Genomic DNA, 15,110 nt, shown 5'->3' with positions numbered 1-15,110 from the left:
ACAAATACAAAAAGGCGGAGGCATTGGGTAAATTGGAATCATCGAATTTAGGAGAGTTTAGGCATGTTCCAATCAGAGCTAATTTGTATTTTACAGGCAGGAGCAACCATTGATGGTCGAGTCATTGAGCAAAAAATCATCGATGAGATTGCAGAAACTTACAACCCAGACATCTATACAGCTCGAATTAATGCAGACCATTACCCCTGGAGTAACAAGTACGGCTCTGTCCTCTCTGTCGAAAAGAAAGAAGACAAGCTATTCGCAGTACTGAAACCAAATTCAATGCTTTTGCGTATGGCTGAGCAAGGACAGCTTTTACATACCTCATGTGAGTTCTATGAAAAGTTTGCAGATACAGGGAAAGCCTACCTGACCGGATTGGCCCTTACCGATGAGCCTGCATCGTTGGGTACCACGCAGATTCAACTGTCTGCCAACAACAAAGATAAAGCGTGCGTCCCAACGAGCTTTCAAATTACCCCAGAGCAACTCTCGAAAGACACCGAGGAAGAATCCTCGATGTTCCATACATTTAAACGCTGGCTTAAGGGCGAAGGTGAACTTGAGCAGCTCTCACAACAACAGGAAGAAGACGACATGAGTAAAGAACTTGAAGAGCTACTCAAGCAAAGCATTGAGCAAGGTAAAGAAAATCAGCAACAACTCAGCCAGTTAAATGAGCAAGTTGAAAAGCTGAACACCAATGGTCAGCCGCCGGAGCAACCTGGTGAGCCTAAAGAAAGTACGGATGTCACCGAACTAAAAGACCAGGTAGAGACTCTGTCTTCACAGGTAGAAAACCTAACAGGCCAAATTGAAAAGTTCAGCAAATTGACCGATGAAGAGCAGCGCAAGTTAGCTGGCGAAGGTAATGACGAAGAGCGTTACTTATAGGCTTCGACACGTCTTCAACCCATAACGAATTGAATTAGGTAAGAACATGCAAAAGCAGACCAAAACAAAACTCAGCGCCTACGTGAAAGCCGTGGCAGCGCAAAACGATGTGGATGATGCAACAGAGAAGTTTAACGTGAGCCCTAATGGTACTCAGCGCATTATCGCGGCTATCCGTGAAAGCAACTGGTTCCTAGGCAAAATCAACATCATCTCAGTGAAAAACCAAAAAGGTGAATCCATTGGTCTTGGCGCTACAGGCATGATTGCCAGTCGTACCGATACGTCAGGCTCAGGCAAACGTACACCGAAAGATCACTCTAGCATGGGGGCGATGCCTTACATGTGTGAGCAAACGAACTTTGATACCGCGCTTCGTTACGCAAAACTGGACGCATGGGCGCACCATAAGAACTTCAACACCTTGATCAGTAAAGCAACCCGAGAGCAGATTGACGCCAATAAAATCACCATTGGTTGGTATGGCGTAAGTGTCGCTAAAAATACCGATGCTAGTGCCAACCCGAACGGTGAAGATGTGAACAAAGGCTGGTTCCAAGCCATGCGTGATCATAACGAAGATCGCTTAATCACCACGGGACAAAAAGCGGATGGTGAAATTCGTATCGGTGAAGGTGGTGACTTCATCAACCTAGACCTAGCCGTGCTTGAAACGAAAAACCTACTGCATGATGCCTGTGAAAATGACTCAAACCTTGTGGCCATCATCGGCTCTGACTTGCTTGCTTATGACAAGGCCAAGTTCTACGAAGCGCACGGTAATACGCCAAGCGAAAAAGGCAAAATTCAAGAGCTGCAAGTCATCGGTACTTATGGCGGTCTGCCTGCAGTGAAAGTACCAGGCTTCCCTTCAACGGGCATCATGGTGACCAGTTACGACAACCTATCCATCTACATTCAAGAAGGTTCAGTTCGCCGCTCTACAGGTAAGAAGAACGACGAAAAAGACCAAATTGAAAACTTTGAGTCGATGAACATGGCTTACGTGATCGAAGAGATTGGCAAAGCTGCAGCCATTGAATTCAAAAACGTGAAGCTTTGGATTAACGAGGCTTGGCATTAAGCCAACCATTACAAACTAACACCCCCTCAATGCAGGCTCTATTGCTGTTTCAGGTGCGCTTTGGTGCTAACTGTTATTCGCGATTGTCGGCCTGCATTCCCTAACCCTGTAAGGATACATCATGGAATTTATCGGTGATAAAAACGAACGGTATGAATCAGAGTTGCCAGCCTCGGACAAATATCCAGCCCTGAAAATTTCAGAGTTTCAGTCTCTGTTCCATTTCCAAAGCAATGAAACAGAGGCAGGCATTCTGCACCACGCTACGGTGTCACGCATTAAGGTGCATTCTGAGCTTAAAGACACCTTAGTGCCTTTTGCTAGTTTGGCGGAGTTATCTCAAGAACGTTTTGGTGATGACTCAGCCAAAACACTTTACAAGCAAGCCGTATTTGCACTGACCGCTGCTCAACTAATCAGTGTGCAAATGAGTGGTGACGCCACCGCCGAAGCGGCAGACAGACAAAAAGCGCTCACCAGTAAGAAAGAAGAGTGCGAAGTGCAGTACCGCCAAGCCATAGATATGTTGATTCACGCAGAAGAAACCTACTGCTTTGAGAGGGTGTAATGAAAGCGCTGCAAAGCTTAACTGACCTATTCAAAAGCCATGTAACAGATGCGGCCAAAATGGATATATGGGCGGAGGATGGCGCCTTATTTTGTGGTCAGGGTGCCGATGTCGATGGGTTTGAAATTGAATATACCGCCATCGTTTTCTTGCAAAGCGCCAAGTTAGAGCCGCAAGTGTTGTTTATGCATTTAGTCAGCTGGCTCAATAAGTACGACCCAGAGCGAGCGGAAAAAGGCTTACCCATGCCGACGTTCGCGCTAGAGCCTCTCGATAAAGGTGCGTTTGATTTCAAGTTGAAAATTGATATTCGTGAAGAGTTCAACCTTCAAGAAAACGAACAAGGCAATTGGAAGCAAGGTGATACCCGTTATGAATGTATCAGTGGATTCGAAGCGCGAGCCGATGAAGACCAACTCGGCGAATTGGTCTACTTTGTCGGCCACTTAGATGATTTGCCATGAGTGAATTAACTCTCGCGACGCCTGAGCAACTGACTCAAGTTGTGGAAAGTTTGGTGCTGACGGCCAGTGATAAATTTGAGCTGAACAAACGGATGGCCAACCGCGCAAGACAATTCTTTCGTCAGCAAATTCGAGCTCAGCGAGATATAGACAATAACCCGTACCAAAGCCGAACGCGGCGAAAGGCAACCCAACTATGGGATGGCACTCAAGCGCAGAGCACCGTGAACAATAAAAACATGTTGCTGGGTTTTGGCAAGGCGTTAAGAACCCACGTTACAGCCGACAGCTTTGAGGTTGGCCTAAAAGGCGTCGCAGGTCGCATTGGCCAAGAGCACAACCAAGGCGCTCAAGTGTCATTTACGACTCGCGTTAATGGTCACTACAACAGTAAAACAGGTCAATGGACAGGTGGCGTAAAAACCAAGCGCAATTACCAAATGCCCAAGCGAACCTTCATTGGTTGGACGCCTGCTCTAGAGCGAGAGTTACTCGCCATGGCAGCAGAACACTTTGCACTAGAGGATGCAGCGTAATGGATAAACAAGAAGTAGAGAAAACGGCGCTACCCACTTTCAAGATTAAGCCAGCGAAAACAAGTTTGATCGTGAAAGACCCAACAACCCGAGAGCCACTGAAAGCAGCAGGTGAAGATAAACCTCGTAACGCTTACTGGCTACGTCGACTTGCTGAAAAAAGTATCGTGGTCATCGATAAAACAGCCAAGCCCACAGCCAAAAAGGAAACTAAATAATGAGTATTGGTTTTGCTGAAGTACCAAGCACCGCTCGCGTTCCCGGTGTCTACATTGAAATTGACAATAGCCTGGCAAACAGCGCAGAAGACTTGCAAGTTGTCTTGGCGATCGGTAATGCGGTTAGTGACGCCACGGTCGCGCCCAACAAAATCACGCTTTGTATGGATGAGACGATTGCTGCAGCTTCGTTTGGTGCCAATAGCGACATAGTGGAAATGATCACCTATTTCCGCAAGCAAGATAAAACCATGCCTATCTTTGCGGTCAGTGTTGAAGACAGTGATACCGCAAGCGCCTTAGCCGCATTGGGGGATGTTCAATATCACCACATCATGTGTTCATTGAACGACAGCACCACCATTCGTGAATTAGGGACTTTTCTTGAAGAGCGATATGGCGCATTAGAGCAAGTACCAGGCATCGCGTATCTACCCAAGAAAGGCACACACGCAGAGCTCATCACCTTTGCACCAACAAGCAACTGCGCGTTAATCAACTTTCTGCCCATCAATAACTTGGGTGACTCGGCAGAAGCGCCACTGTCTGACGCGGCAGCGATTGGCGCATGGGTTGGTCAAATCGCCCCATCATTGGCCATCGACCCTTGTAGACCCCTGCAAACGCTCAAGTTGAACGGTGTTTATTCACTGGCAGCACAAGAATGGGACTGGGCTGAACGTAACCTCTTTTTGTATGAAGGGTTGAGTACGTACACGGTGAACTCAGCGAATGAAGTGTTAGTTGATCGCGCCATTACTGCTTACACCGAAAACGCAGCTGGCGTAACGGACAACAGTTACCTCGATGTCATGACACCGGCAACCGCCATGTATTTTCGTCAGAAACAACGTTCGTTGATCTTAAGTGTCTACCCTCGCCACAAGGTAGCGAAAGACGGTACCAAGTTCGCCAAAGGTCAGCCGATTGTGACGCCGACCATGTTCAAAGCCAAGCTGTTGACCTTGTATCGAGATTTGGAATACCAAGGCATCGTGCAAGATTTCGATGGCTACAAAAAGTCGCTCATTGTCGAGCTCGATGAAACCAACAAGCAGCGCGTCAACTACCAAGATTCACCGCAGTTCGTGAACGGTTTAATTATCGTTGCAGGCAAAATTCAATTTAGGAAGTAAGTCATGGGAACAAAAATTACTAGCCGTGCTGTCCTTAACGCAGGCTCACTGGGGCGCCTTCCCATCAAAGAAGGGGCGGAATATGGCCTTGGCAACATGAAGCGCGAAACCATAATGGGTGACGATGGTCCTTTGGGTTTCTCTGAACAATTCTCGGACGCACCTTTCATCAAATGCACCATCATTCACGCTCAAGACACCGATGAGAAAGCCATTGCTGATTTTGTGGGTGAAGACATCACCTTAGAAACGAACACAAACCGCGCTTACACCTTGAAAGGCGCATGGACAGTCGACCCGCTTACGGTTGCGATAAAAGATGGTCAGCTTGAAGTGCTCTTCAACGGTGACGAACTCATCCCGCAGTAAGGAGAAAGACCATGTTATCCATACTGATGAAACGAGAGGCTCAGAAGGCAAAGCCAGAACCGGTTGAAGCCTTTGAAGCGATCGACAGTGTTGACGCTATGAACGAGTCAACAGTAAGCCAAGCCGTTCGCACCGCTTTTGCTGATAGGCCCTGGGAAGAAACGCAACTCGTGTTTAAGCAAGACCAAAGCTACTTGCGCACCTTGTCTGGCTCGAAAGAGAAAGATCCGTACAAGCAAGAGCTCATTAACAAGTACCGACCATTGGTTGAAAAGCTACTGGATACCCACAAAGGCTACTACGACAACCTTGATGTGATGTGGTGCTTTTATATGTGGCACTTTGACCTTGGCCAGTTTGAAGAGATCCACGATGACTTTCGAGCGGCCATCGATGGCGGATTAGGAACACCGGCTAACTTTAAAGTGAACGGTCAAACAGGCTTTTGTGATTACGTCTTTAAGTACACGCACAAAGCGCACACTGAAAAGAAAGCGTACAAGCGCGAATACCTGCTTAAAGCCGTCAACGATTTACTGGCGGGTGAGCTTGCTACCAACGCCCCACTTAAAGTGAAAATGTTCCGCCTTGTCGGTGACTGGCACTTTGAAGCAGGCGACAAGGAAAAGGCGCACAACCTGTTTGAGCTAGTGATGAAGCTAGATCCAACCAAAGGCGGCGTGAAGAAAAAGCTTGAAGCATTACAAAAGGAACTTGGCTATGACCAACCCCATTAAAGACGAGTCACAAGTTAAGGTAGCGGAGCTGGCCTCGCCTATTGAAAAAGACGGCAAAGCGCTTACGCATATTGATATCAGCAAGCCACACTCTGGGCATTTGCGCGGGTTGAGCTTGATAGATGTGTGCGGAATGAAGTTTGAAGCAGGACAAACGCTATTGCCTCGAATCTCTTGCTTGAACGAGCGTGACATTATCAATATGCCTCCAGAGAACTGGGCGCCTTTGCTCACGACGCTTGCCTCTTTTTTCGTCGCGACGGAATAGTAATAGATCGAGTTGAAGACTATTACGCAGATATCGCCCTTGTGTTCCATTGGCCGCCAAGCGAAATAGACAAACTCAGCTACGACGATCTATTACTGTTTCGTGAGCTTGCCCGAGAGAGGCACGAACAAACACCACAAGAGAGCGAATAAGCTCTCTTTTTTTGTATCAACAAAAGGCTATCCAGAATGAAAATGAAACTGTCTATTCTCATGGATATGAAAGATAAAACTTCAGCCGTTCTCAAAGGGATGAGTGGCGAGAGCGATTATTACGCCAAATCTATCAAGAAGGTACAGAAGACACAGGCTGATGACTCTGCCGCAATGGGGATGATTGACTCTTTAAAAACGTCACGAAAAGCGATGGACAAGAACGCGATTGCGGTTGCTGCGGTCAGCGAAAAGCTTGAAGAGTTAAAAGTAAAAGCGGCAGGTGTTGAATCCCCAAGTGCGGCCCTAACGGAGAAAATCACAAAGCAGCAAGCTAAGCTGAGCAAACTGAATACCGAGCAAGAGGGGTATAAATCCCACTTAGAGAAACTCGATACCCAGTTAAAAAAGACAGGTGTGAATACGGAGAAACTCGATAATGAATACGACCGACTGAATCGAAGTTATAAGAAACACGGTAAGGAAATTGGCAGGCTTAGTAAGCGTTATACCACCTTACAAAGAGTCATGAGCCCGATTCAAAAGCTGAACCGTTCAATCAAGTTTCCAAAGGTCGGCGCTGCAGCGGCAGGAAAAGGAGCCGCGCTGTTAAGTGGGTTGAGCTTTGCTGGGTTAGTGACACAAGTGAATGGCGCGGCAGGTGAAATGGACAACCTTGCAAAGACATCGGCGACCCTAACCCTACCCATTCAAGAACTCCAAACCATGCAGTCCCAAGCTGAACATGCGGGGGTAAGCTCTGACGCACTGTCTAACTCCATGCTTCGTTTTACCAAGCGACTTGGAGTACTGCAACAAACGGGCTCAGGTGCGTTAGGCTCTTACCTCAAGAAGAGTGAGAACGCGCTGCATAAAGACTTACAGGGAGCAAAAGACACCAAGCAGGCTTATGAGATGCTCCTTGAAGAGTTCTCTCAGCTTGAAACGCCGCAAGAGCAAATGGCCTTTGCCGATGCGGCCTTTGGGCAAGATGGTCGCAAAATGCTGATCATGTTACGTGAAGGCACTGAAGGATTAACGGCAGCAAGAAAAGAGCTCAATGCATTGGGTGGCGGTGCGACTGCAGAAGATGCGGCGAAAGCGGAAGCCTACAACGATGCTCTGCAAAAAATCGAAGAAAGCGTTCGCTCTATGAAGTTTGCAGCACTTGCACCCATCATGGAAAAAGCAACCAAAGCATTCACCCAGTTTTCTGAGAAGTTTAAGAACGCAGCTTGGCGAACCGATTTTATCGAAAAGCTGATCCAAACCGTGGACGGTCTTTATCAAGGTTTGGAACTGCTAGGTAAAGGGCTTATTTGGTTAACGCAAAACTTCAAAGGGATCCTTGCGACCATAGCTATCTTAAAAGTGGCTCTGATTGCTTTAAATGCAGCGGTTCTGGCAAACCCTATCGGGCTTATGGTGGCCGCTGTTGCCGCTGCAGTAATCGCGATTACCTATTTAATCGATAAGTTCATTGGCTTAGATAAAGTCATTAAATGGATTGGTGATGGCATTGGTTGGTTGTGGGATAAATTCAAAGCGCTAATCAACAAACTGCCAGATGCACTCATCCCCGATGGGTGGAAGATTCAAACCGATGAAGCTGGCCAAGAAGTCGATAACTTAGCAGCCAAACTCAACCGTATTGAAGATAAGAGCGCGACGCTTGGCATTACGAGCAATGAAACCCAAAATCGAACTGAGCGAACCCAAACCGAGCAGGGTTACCATGCTTATCAAACTGGAGGGATTCAGCCTATTAAGCAAAGCGCATCTTATAGCCCACTGGGGAACCAAACCATCAAAAGTAAATCTGAAGTGTCATTGACTATCAAATCGGACAAGCCTGTTGCGATTGAAAAAGCGAAAAGTGAAAAGGGAACTGACTTAAACTTAGATGTGGGGAATATGGCGACAAGCTTTTAACCTTTTTAGTTGGACTTCTTTGCAATAAAACCACAAAGCTCACGCCCAATGGTAGGGGTGACCTATGAGTTCATGTTTGGGCTATACAACAAAATCGCTTGGCGATCACACGAATCAGTTAGGTGTAGACAAATCATTCCTGCCTCAAAGCTTTCTAGAACAAACAAAAAAGAGGCTGATGTTCAGCCTCTAGTTCGTGGTGCGTACAACGACTGTTATGTTAAAGCCAAATGTTATCAAACATAGAAGAAATCAAAAGGCTTCCCTTTATATTGAGGTGACTACTATCGTCATATATAGACACACCATCAATCTGAGATATATACCCATTACCATCGTCTAATAAAGGTAGTGGATTCAGAATAACCACATCACACTTAGACTCAAGATCACTTAACACGCCATTCATATATAAGTTTCTTTGCTCATACTCACTATAACTCATTGATATAGGTTGTATACTCCCAAGCCTCCGCTCTTGCGATGCGTATTCATTAGAAACATTAAATAAAAACTCAGGAACCGGCTTTACGATATAAAGATTTCTTCCTTGACTTAATTCACAAAATCCATCTATTAACGTCTTCTTAAATTCATGCAAGTATTCTTTAGAGAATGATTTAAATTCATCCATATAAACAAATGGTTCATTTATCTCTCCATTTTCATTAAATCCAAATGGATACAAGTTCAATCGGCTAATTATGATAACCGGGGTTTTTTCGTATTGACCATTAGTTAACTTATCATATAGATAATCATTGTAATTGCCACATCCAGAAAATATCGCTCCTTCTCGATGTCTTATTCCTTTCAAGGGGATGCAGCCACTAGCCCTAGCATTTATGACGTCTCCCGTCTTCTCGCTATCAATTAATGACTTTAAAACACCAGAAGCCATAGAGCTTGCATGACTGTCGCCAATAATAATAGCCTTTACTTTCCCATTTTTTTCATCTAGCTTATTACATCCTGTTCCATGGCTAATACCACCTCTTTCATAAAGTCGACATTCATCTTCCATTATACTTACCAAACTTTGAGGAAGTTTCTTATATAGCTTTTCATTTATATTAACGTTATCCAGTTCTAAAGTTCTTATCGTCTCAGGCAACATTTTATAAATAAAACCAGACAAACCAACAACCCCAACAAATAAAACCGTATAAATAGATTTGGCCCTAAAGATATCAGACCATTGGGAAACTATTCTAAATTTAGCCGTTTCAACAAATCTAAAGCTAAAAAAGCCTAAAATCACAGATAGAGGTAACCCAAACAAGTACCAGTTTTGAGTGTCAATACTATATCCTAATATAACAATAGGCCAGTGCCACAAGTAGATTGAATATGACCACTTCCCTAAATACTGGAAAAGAGCATTATTTGTTATGACGCTAGATTGTCGATTAGCAACAATCATTAAATAAGAGCCTAAAACTGGAATTAAAGCGAAATGTCCAGGCCAAGGGATATCATCAGAAACAAAAGCGTATGAACTAAGAATCAGAAGCAAGCCGATAATTTCTACGACCTTCTTCCTAGAATCAGAAACGCTCCAAGGATAAAGAAAAGCAACACCTCCCATCATCATTTCCCACGCTCTCGTAGGAAGAAGATAGTAAGCAGAGTTTGCCCATTTCATTGTTGCAACAACACTGAATCCAAAACCTAAAACAGTTCCAATTACAATCAACCGTTTTAAGTTATCTAAAGAAAGGAACCGTTTTAGTACGACTAAAACAATTGGATAAATAATATAGAACTGCCATTCAACAGACAGAGACCATGTATGAAGAAGCCACTTATCGTGTGAAGCTACGTCAAAATACCCAGACTCTCTCCAGTAAACAACATTAGAAAAAAAGCCCATACTACTCGCCACATGCTTACCTAAAGCTTTGTAATCTACAGGCGTTAAGTAGAACCATCCAAAGATTAAAAGAACTAAACACAAAACAGTAAGAGCAGGGATAATGCGATTGGCTCGAGCTAAGTAGAACTTAAATAAGTTAAAATTATCATTCTCTAGCCCCCTGAAGATAATACTTGTCATCAGAAAACCAGAGATAACAAAAAACACATCTACGCCGGCGAAACCACCGGGAACCCAAGCAGGGTTAAAATGGAAAAGAACCACAGCTATCACCGCAATTGCTCTTAAACCATTTATGTCATATCGAAAATTCATCAAAAACACTCAAAGCAGAAATATACGCGCTATTGTATAGGCAAGATAAGGCAAGGCAAGGCAAGAAATTATAAGACGTGCGGGAAACAATGTGCGTGGTATGCCCTTTATGATAAACAGCCGACTTAGCACCTCAAAACGACCATCAGGCACACCCAAACGACTCGGGAGTGTTTTTAGCACTAACCTCTCACCTACTTACCCAGAAATCAGGCTGTAAGTTTGTGATAGAAATGAGCACTATTGAGTGCAAACTTTAATCGTATTTCATTCCAATACGGATTTGTATGAAAGGCTAATTTTAGAGTGTCTTCATTGTTCTAAGAAGCTTCTGTCTAGAAGCTTGATGGGATGCACTTTTACCTCAAAAGTATCCCTTTCTTGTTAGTTCGCCAAAAGTGCTTAAAATAATTGGGGTGTACCAAAGTCTCATCTTGCTAGCTAACTGCCCCACTTCGTTTATACTAGGCTCAACTTATCTATAGGCTGTGATTTCAAAAAACTCATTGGTACACCTATAGTACACCTCATCCTATTGGAACCCTTACATTACATGGCTCTTAAACCGACAATCTACAAGTTTCGTATCTCTTTAACCGATATGAATCGCGACTATTACGACTCTTTTAATCTAACGGTTGCACAACACCCTTCTGAAACAGAACAGCGAATGATGGCGCGTATCATGGCTTTCTGTATCAATGCATCTCCTGAACTTGAGTTCACTAAAGGGTTGTCTAGCATTGAAGAACCCGATTTATGGCAGAAGTCGTTAGACGATCAAATCCTAGAATGGGTTGATGTAGGCGAACCTGATCCAGAGCGTGTTAAGAAGGCAACTCGCCTATCTAAATCAGTGCGTGTATTCAGCTTCAACACTAAATCAAACGTTTGGTGGGAGCAGAACAAAGGTAAATTCGGTTACCTAAAAGCTCAGATAGTTCGTCTAGACAACGATGGCATTGAGCAGCTAGCAGCGATGACACAACGTACGATGGATCTTTCAGTCATGCTGTCGGGCAACTCTGCTTTCGTTAACAGCGATACTCAATCTGCAGAAGTAACGTGGGAAGAGCTACAGAGTAATGACTGAGCGTCCAACCCCGAATAGTTCGCAAACTGAAGCTAGCATGCAAGAAGAAGCCAAGCAGCAAGCCAACACACAGCAAGAAATCAAAGCCAAACAACAAGCTAGAACCAAGCTTCACCAGTGTTTAAAAGAAGCAGGTTTAGATTCAGTAAAAGCGCTTTCAACAGGCTACGAGAAAGAGCTGTCGTCATTTATTGATGAAAACCACGCTTTGTTTAAACACGCCTGTGAGAACAAGCCAGACAACTCTGCACGTCAGACGTTGCTTGGCCTGCTAACTAAAGTACATATCGATGCAAGCTATCGCTTTGAAAGCAATAAAGAAGCGAATGAGGCGATGCAAAATGTATTCGATAATACAGTGGGCACTGAGCACGGCGACAAGTTTCAAAACTCTAACGCTCAACAGTTAAAACTAGTCACGCATTTGTGGTTGTTCATTCAAGGACGACTAGGAATGGATTACAGCCTAGCCAATGATCACGCAGCTGCAGCCGCTACGCTGTTGTCTCGCATATCGAGAAGCAGTGATGATGAGATTCGCGTAGAGTTCATGGCGAGTTTTTATGATGGTTTGAACATCTATCAAGCCGAGAACAAGCCATCAGGTATTGTTCACCACTTAAAGCGTTTGTTTAATCTTTCTTAAGCACTCCACCAGCGACTGATTCTAGTTACGCTCTATATTTTTATAGAGCGTGCTTTTTCTGCTTGGCCGAAAGAGATTCCCTATTACGTTCGTTCCTCACTTTAGGGAATGACGGACTCGTGTTACTTAGATTCAACGTTTCGGTTTGCCTAGACAGAAACAGAAACAAAAACCGCTTTAGGTGAAATACTATTGAGCTAATTCCCACACACTCGCCGTCATCCTCGAGAAGGAGGAACGACTGAATCGGGGATCTCATACCAAATCAGAAACTACACAGACAAACAGACTCCCTACTCGCTCATTCTTCACTTTAAGGAATAACAGAGGTGACCGAGTCTATCATTCTGCAAGATCACATCTAAAAGGCTAATGATAGAATACACACTGGCCCCTCACCCTCGTATTTTACCTCACACGCCGTCATCCCCGAGAAGGAGGAACGACTGGATTGGGAATCTCATACCAAGTCAGAAACTACACAGATAAACAGACTCTCTACTCGCTCATTCCTCACATTAGGGAATGACGAAAGTGAACGAGTCGCTCATTCTTCACTCTAGGGAATGACGGCATTCGTAGTCGCTGCTGTTTACTTCATTACAGACGTAAAAAAGCCCCGCAGAAAGCGAGGCTTAGAATATTTTCAACGAACATCAATTTACAGAGGCTAAATCGCGTTCATCAAGTAACGAAACGTATTATCGTAGGCCGTGTAAGAATTCGTGACGCGTTGCTGGGTTTGATCTGAATATACCGCCCAGAGCTGTTGTTGTCGTTTCGCTGGTTGCATCCATTACACCGCGAGATTTAACGCAGTAGTGAACGGCATCCATGGTTACAGCAACATCATCGGTTTCGAGTAGCGTTTGCAGTGCAACAAGGATCTGCTGAGTCATACGCTCTTGAACTTGAGGACGTTGAGCAAAGAATCGAACAATACGATTAATCTTTGAAAGGCCGATGATTTTCCCACGCGGGATATAAGCGACCGCAGTCTTACCATCAATCGTCACTAAGTGGTGCTCACACGTACTGGTCACGGTAATGTCTTTTACTCGTACCATCTCACGAACACCCATCTTGTTTTCGATTACAGTAATTTTAGGGAAATTAGCGTAATCCAAACCAGAGAAAATTTCATCCACGTACATTTTAGCAATACGTTGCGGTGTTTCTTCCAGACTATCGTCCGTAAGATCAAGTTCAAGGAGAGTTAGAATCTCACGCATATGGTGTTCGATTCGTTCCTTTTTCTCTTCTCGGCTTACCTGGTTAGGACTCATTGGTGTCTCTAATCCGCGGCTTGCTAGCGCATCTTTAACCAACTTCGCTGATTCGCTAAGACCTGACATTGAACTTCCTCTTTTATTACCCCTTCTGGATGGCAAACAAGGATACTCGGAATTTTGAATAAATACACCCATATTTTAAGGGAGGTCATTATTTACGGGGCTTAAACTATGCTAAAGTGGCTGCAATTTCGTTGGCGAACCATCATGATTTGATAACTATTGAATCCCTATTGCCAACCACCAAATCAAAATAATAACGATCAAAGGATTTCAATTATGGGCTGTTGCGACGCTCCGGGCTTGATGCCAATTGAAGAAGCACTAGATAAGCTGCTATCACCAATTAAACCTATTCAAACGACCTTATCACTGCCATTGGCAGAAGCATTGGGTTACGTACTTGCTGAAGATATTCTATCCCCTATTTTCGTCCCTCCTTTTGATAACTCAGCAATGGACGGCTATGCACTGCGCTTAGCAGACCTAGAGAACGGTAAAGTACTGCCTTTAGCGGGTAAGTCCTTTGCAGGTCAACCATTTGAAGGTGAATGGCCAGCAAACACCTGTATTCGCATTATGACAGGCGCAAAGATCCCGGAAGGTTGCGATGCCGTAATCATGCAAGAAAATACGGCTGAAACTGGCGCTGGCATTGAAATTCAACAAGACGACATCAAGTTGAACAATAATATTCGCCCTACTGGTGACGACATCAAGCAAGGCGATATCGTTCTTAGCTGTGGCGAACGTTTAACACCTCGTGACATTCCAATGATTGCTTCGCTCGGTGTGAGCCATGTAACTGTGGCACGCAAGCCTAAAGTCGCTTTCTTCTCTACTGGCGATGAGCTCAAGCCATTAGGCCAGCCTCTTGAAGACGGTCAGATCTACGACAGCAACCGCTACGGCATTAAACCGCTGATTGAAGCATTTGGTTGTGAAGCGATTGACCTAGGCATCATCCCTGATTGCCCTGCAACGCTTAAAGAAACCTTCGAGAAAGCTCAAGAACTCGCAGATGTTGTTGTGACTTCTGGCGGCGTGAGTGTTGGTGAAGCGGATTACACCAAAGATATTTTGGAAGAACTCGGCCAAATCGGCTTTTGGAAGCTCGCTATCAAACCAGGTAAACCGTTCGCATTTGGTGAATTGGATAACGCGTGGTTCTGTGGCTTACCAGGTAACCCAGTGTCGGCGATGATGACTATGTATGTGTTAGTTCAACCTATGCTGGCTAAACTGGCTGGCCACACCGCATGGACAGCACCAGAATCGATCCCTGCTATTACCAAATCTGCATTCAAAAAAGGCCCAGGCCGTACTGATTACCAACGTGGCATCTACTCGATTGAAAACGGTCAGTTTGTTGTAGAAACAACTGGTAACCAAAGCTCTGGCGCTTTCCGTTCAATGAGCTTAGCAAACTGCTTTGTGGTCCTAGAGCGTGAACGTGGCCGTGTAGAAGTCGGTGAAACGGTTCAGATTCAACTGTTTAACTCGACGCTTTACTAACGAGGCTTGCTG

General features: G+C 44.7%; 17 protein-coding genes. 15 read left to right on the top strand and 2 right to left on the bottom strand.

What is annotated here, in order from left to right; genetic code table 11:
• The first annotated feature begins 63 nt into the window (after positions 1 to 63).
• From HRQ85_RS04730 to HRQ85_RS04675, 12 genes are all read left to right on the top strand, one after another.
• Positions 64 to 897: a GPO family capsid scaffolding protein gene (locus HRQ85_RS04730; RefSeq protein WP_172378854.1), complete on the top strand. Its 834-nt coding sequence runs from the start codon at positions 64 to 66 to the stop codon at positions 895 to 897.
• A gap of 46 nt (positions 898 to 943) precedes the next feature.
• Entirely contained in the window at positions 944 to 1,981 is a 1,038-nt protein-coding gene (locus tag HRQ85_RS04725; RefSeq protein ID WP_108021095.1) for a phage major capsid protein, P2 family, read from the top strand.
• Between the two features lie 121 nt (positions 1,982 to 2,102).
• Positions 2,103 to 2,549, top strand: coding sequence for a head completion/stabilization protein (locus tag HRQ85_RS04720; RefSeq protein ID WP_172378853.1), 447 nt, complete (start codon positions 2,103 to 2,105; stop codon positions 2,547 to 2,549).
• Positions 2,549 to 3,013: a phage tail protein gene (locus HRQ85_RS04715; protein WP_172378852.1), complete on the top strand. Its 465-nt coding sequence runs from the start codon at positions 2,549 to 2,551 to the stop codon at positions 3,011 to 3,013. Before HRQ85_RS04720 ends, HRQ85_RS04715 begins: the two co-directional genes overlap by 1 nt.
• Positions 3,010 to 3,549: a phage virion morphogenesis protein gene (locus HRQ85_RS04710; protein WP_172378851.1), complete on the top strand. Its 540-nt coding sequence runs from the start codon at positions 3,010 to 3,012 to the stop codon at positions 3,547 to 3,549. The genes HRQ85_RS04715 and HRQ85_RS04710 overlap by 4 nt, the downstream gene beginning before the upstream one ends.
• Positions 3,549 to 3,767, top strand: a complete 219-nt coding sequence (locus HRQ85_RS04705; protein ID WP_102308521.1) for a DUF2635 domain-containing protein — start codon at positions 3,549 to 3,551, stop codon at positions 3,765 to 3,767. Before HRQ85_RS04710 ends, HRQ85_RS04705 begins: the two co-directional genes overlap by 1 nt.
• Positions 3,767 to 4,903, top strand: coding sequence for a phage tail sheath subtilisin-like domain-containing protein (locus tag HRQ85_RS04700; RefSeq protein ID WP_172378850.1), 1,137 nt, complete (start codon positions 3,767 to 3,769; stop codon positions 4,901 to 4,903). Before HRQ85_RS04705 ends, HRQ85_RS04700 begins: the two co-directional genes overlap by 1 nt.
• A gap of 3 nt (positions 4,904 to 4,906) precedes the next feature.
• Positions 4,907 to 5,272 (top strand): phage tail tube protein, encoded by a 366-nt coding sequence (locus tag HRQ85_RS04695; RefSeq protein WP_061016063.1) that lies wholly within the window; start codon positions 4,907 to 4,909, stop codon positions 5,270 to 5,272.
• A gap of 11 nt (positions 5,273 to 5,283) precedes the next feature.
• Positions 5,284 to 6,009 (top strand): phage terminase small subunit, encoded by a 726-nt coding sequence (gene gpM / locus HRQ85_RS04690; protein ID WP_172378849.1) that lies wholly within the window; start codon positions 5,284 to 5,286, stop codon positions 6,007 to 6,009.
• Entirely contained in the window at positions 5,993 to 6,277 is a 285-nt protein-coding gene (locus HRQ85_RS04685; RefSeq protein ID WP_004737238.1) for a phage tail assembly protein, read from the top strand. Before gpM ends, HRQ85_RS04685 begins: the two co-directional genes overlap by 17 nt.
• The gene (locus HRQ85_RS26455) at positions 6,226 to 6,429 is read left to right on the top strand and encodes a GpE family phage tail protein (RefSeq protein ID WP_308822072.1); all 204 of its coding nucleotides are present in this window, start codon (positions 6,226 to 6,228) and stop codon (positions 6,427 to 6,429) included. Before HRQ85_RS04685 ends, HRQ85_RS26455 begins: the two co-directional genes overlap by 52 nt.
• Before the next feature lie 36 nt (positions 6,430 to 6,465).
• On the top strand, positions 6,466 to 8,361 hold the full coding sequence (locus tag HRQ85_RS04675) for a hypothetical protein (protein ID WP_172378848.1): 1,896 nt from the start codon (positions 6,466 to 6,468) through the stop codon (positions 8,359 to 8,361).
• Between the two features lie 220 nt (positions 8,362 to 8,581).
• On the opposite strand, the gene HRQ85_RS04670 is transcribed toward HRQ85_RS04675, so the two are convergent.
• On the bottom strand, positions 8,582 to 10,552 hold the full coding sequence (locus HRQ85_RS04670) for an acyltransferase family protein (RefSeq protein WP_172378847.1): 1,971 nt from the start codon (positions 10,550 to 10,552) through the stop codon (positions 8,582 to 8,584).
• 553 nt (positions 10,553 to 11,105) lie between these two features.
• Here HRQ85_RS04670 and HRQ85_RS04665 point away from each other — a divergent pair.
• Together HRQ85_RS04665 and HRQ85_RS04660 are read left to right on the top strand one after the other, a co-directional pair.
• Positions 11,106 to 11,645 (top strand): YaeQ family protein, encoded by a 540-nt coding sequence (locus HRQ85_RS04665; RefSeq protein ID WP_019822856.1) that lies wholly within the window; start codon positions 11,106 to 11,108, stop codon positions 11,643 to 11,645.
• Positions 11,646 to 11,682: 37 nt separating this feature from the next.
• Positions 11,683 to 12,291 carry a hypothetical protein gene (locus HRQ85_RS04660; protein WP_172379343.1) on the top strand — a complete coding sequence of 203 codons (609 nt, stop codon included), beginning with the start codon at positions 11,683 to 11,685 and terminating at the stop codon, positions 12,289 to 12,291.
• Positions 12,292 to 12,992: 701 nt separating this feature from the next.
• Here HRQ85_RS04660 and folE read toward each other — a convergent pair.
• On the bottom strand, positions 12,993 to 13,646 hold the full coding sequence (gene folE, locus HRQ85_RS04655) for a GTP cyclohydrolase I FolE (protein WP_017061725.1): 654 nt from the start codon (positions 13,644 to 13,646) through the stop codon (positions 12,993 to 12,995).
• A 216-nt stretch (positions 13,647 to 13,862) separates the two neighbouring features.
• On the opposite strand from folE, the gene moeA reads away from it, so the two are divergent.
• Entirely contained in the window at positions 13,863 to 15,098 is a 1,236-nt protein-coding gene (gene moeA / locus HRQ85_RS04650; protein WP_172378846.1) for a molybdopterin molybdotransferase MoeA, read from the top strand.
• The last annotated feature ends 12 nt before the right edge of the window (positions 15,099 to 15,110 follow it).

The sequence above is a fragment of the Vibrio sp. Vb339 genome, from assembly GCF_902751245.1.
GTDB lineage: Bacteria > Pseudomonadota > Gammaproteobacteria > Enterobacterales > Vibrionaceae > Vibrio > Vibrio coralliirubri.
Note: the sequence above shows the minus strand (reverse complement) of the source record. Positions and strands in the feature narration are given on the sequence as shown.

Bases quoted from the DNA above. Each gene is read 5' to 3' on its own strand.
- HRQ85_RS04720 (WP_172378853.1), top strand. From the start codon at position 2,103: ATGGAATTTATCGGTGATAAAAACGAACGGTATGAATCAGAGTTGCCA.
- HRQ85_RS04675 (WP_172378848.1), top strand. From the start codon at position 6,466: ATGAAAATGAAACTGTCTATTCTCATGGATATGAAAGATAAAACTTCA.
- HRQ85_RS04660 (WP_172379343.1), top strand. From the start codon at position 11,683: ATGCAAGAAGAAGCCAAGCAGCAAGCCAACACACAGCAAGAAATCAAA.
- HRQ85_RS04705 (WP_102308521.1), top strand. From the start codon at position 3,549: ATGGATAAACAAGAAGTAGAGAAAACGGCGCTACCCACTTTCAAGATT.
- HRQ85_RS04715 (WP_172378852.1), top strand. From the start codon at position 2,549: ATGAAAGCGCTGCAAAGCTTAACTGACCTATTCAAAAGCCATGTAACA.
- HRQ85_RS04725 (WP_108021095.1), top strand. From the start codon at position 944: ATGCAAAAGCAGACCAAAACAAAACTCAGCGCCTACGTGAAAGCCGTG.
- HRQ85_RS04730 (WP_172378854.1), top strand. From the start codon at position 64: ATGTTCCAATCAGAGCTAATTTGTATTTTACAGGCAGGAGCAACCATT.
- folE (WP_017061725.1), bottom strand. From the start codon at position 13,646: ATGTCAGGTCTTAGCGAATCAGCGAAGTTGGTTAAAGATGCGCTAGCA.
- HRQ85_RS04700 (WP_172378850.1), top strand. From the start codon at position 3,767: ATGAGTATTGGTTTTGCTGAAGTACCAAGCACCGCTCGCGTTCCCGGT.
- HRQ85_RS04710 (WP_172378851.1), top strand. From the start codon at position 3,010: ATGAGTGAATTAACTCTCGCGACGCCTGAGCAACTGACTCAAGTTGTG.
- HRQ85_RS04685 (WP_004737238.1), top strand. From the start codon at position 5,993: ATGACCAACCCCATTAAAGACGAGTCACAAGTTAAGGTAGCGGAGCTG.
- gpM (WP_172378849.1), top strand. From the start codon at position 5,284: ATGTTATCCATACTGATGAAACGAGAGGCTCAGAAGGCAAAGCCAGAA.
- moeA (WP_172378846.1), top strand. From the start codon at position 13,863: ATGGGCTGTTGCGACGCTCCGGGCTTGATGCCAATTGAAGAAGCACTA.
- HRQ85_RS04670 (WP_172378847.1), bottom strand. From the start codon at position 10,552: ATGAATTTTCGATATGACATAAATGGTTTAAGAGCAATTGCGGTGATA.
- HRQ85_RS04695 (WP_061016063.1), top strand. From the start codon at position 4,907: ATGGGAACAAAAATTACTAGCCGTGCTGTCCTTAACGCAGGCTCACTG.
- HRQ85_RS04665 (WP_019822856.1), top strand. From the start codon at position 11,106: ATGGCTCTTAAACCGACAATCTACAAGTTTCGTATCTCTTTAACCGAT.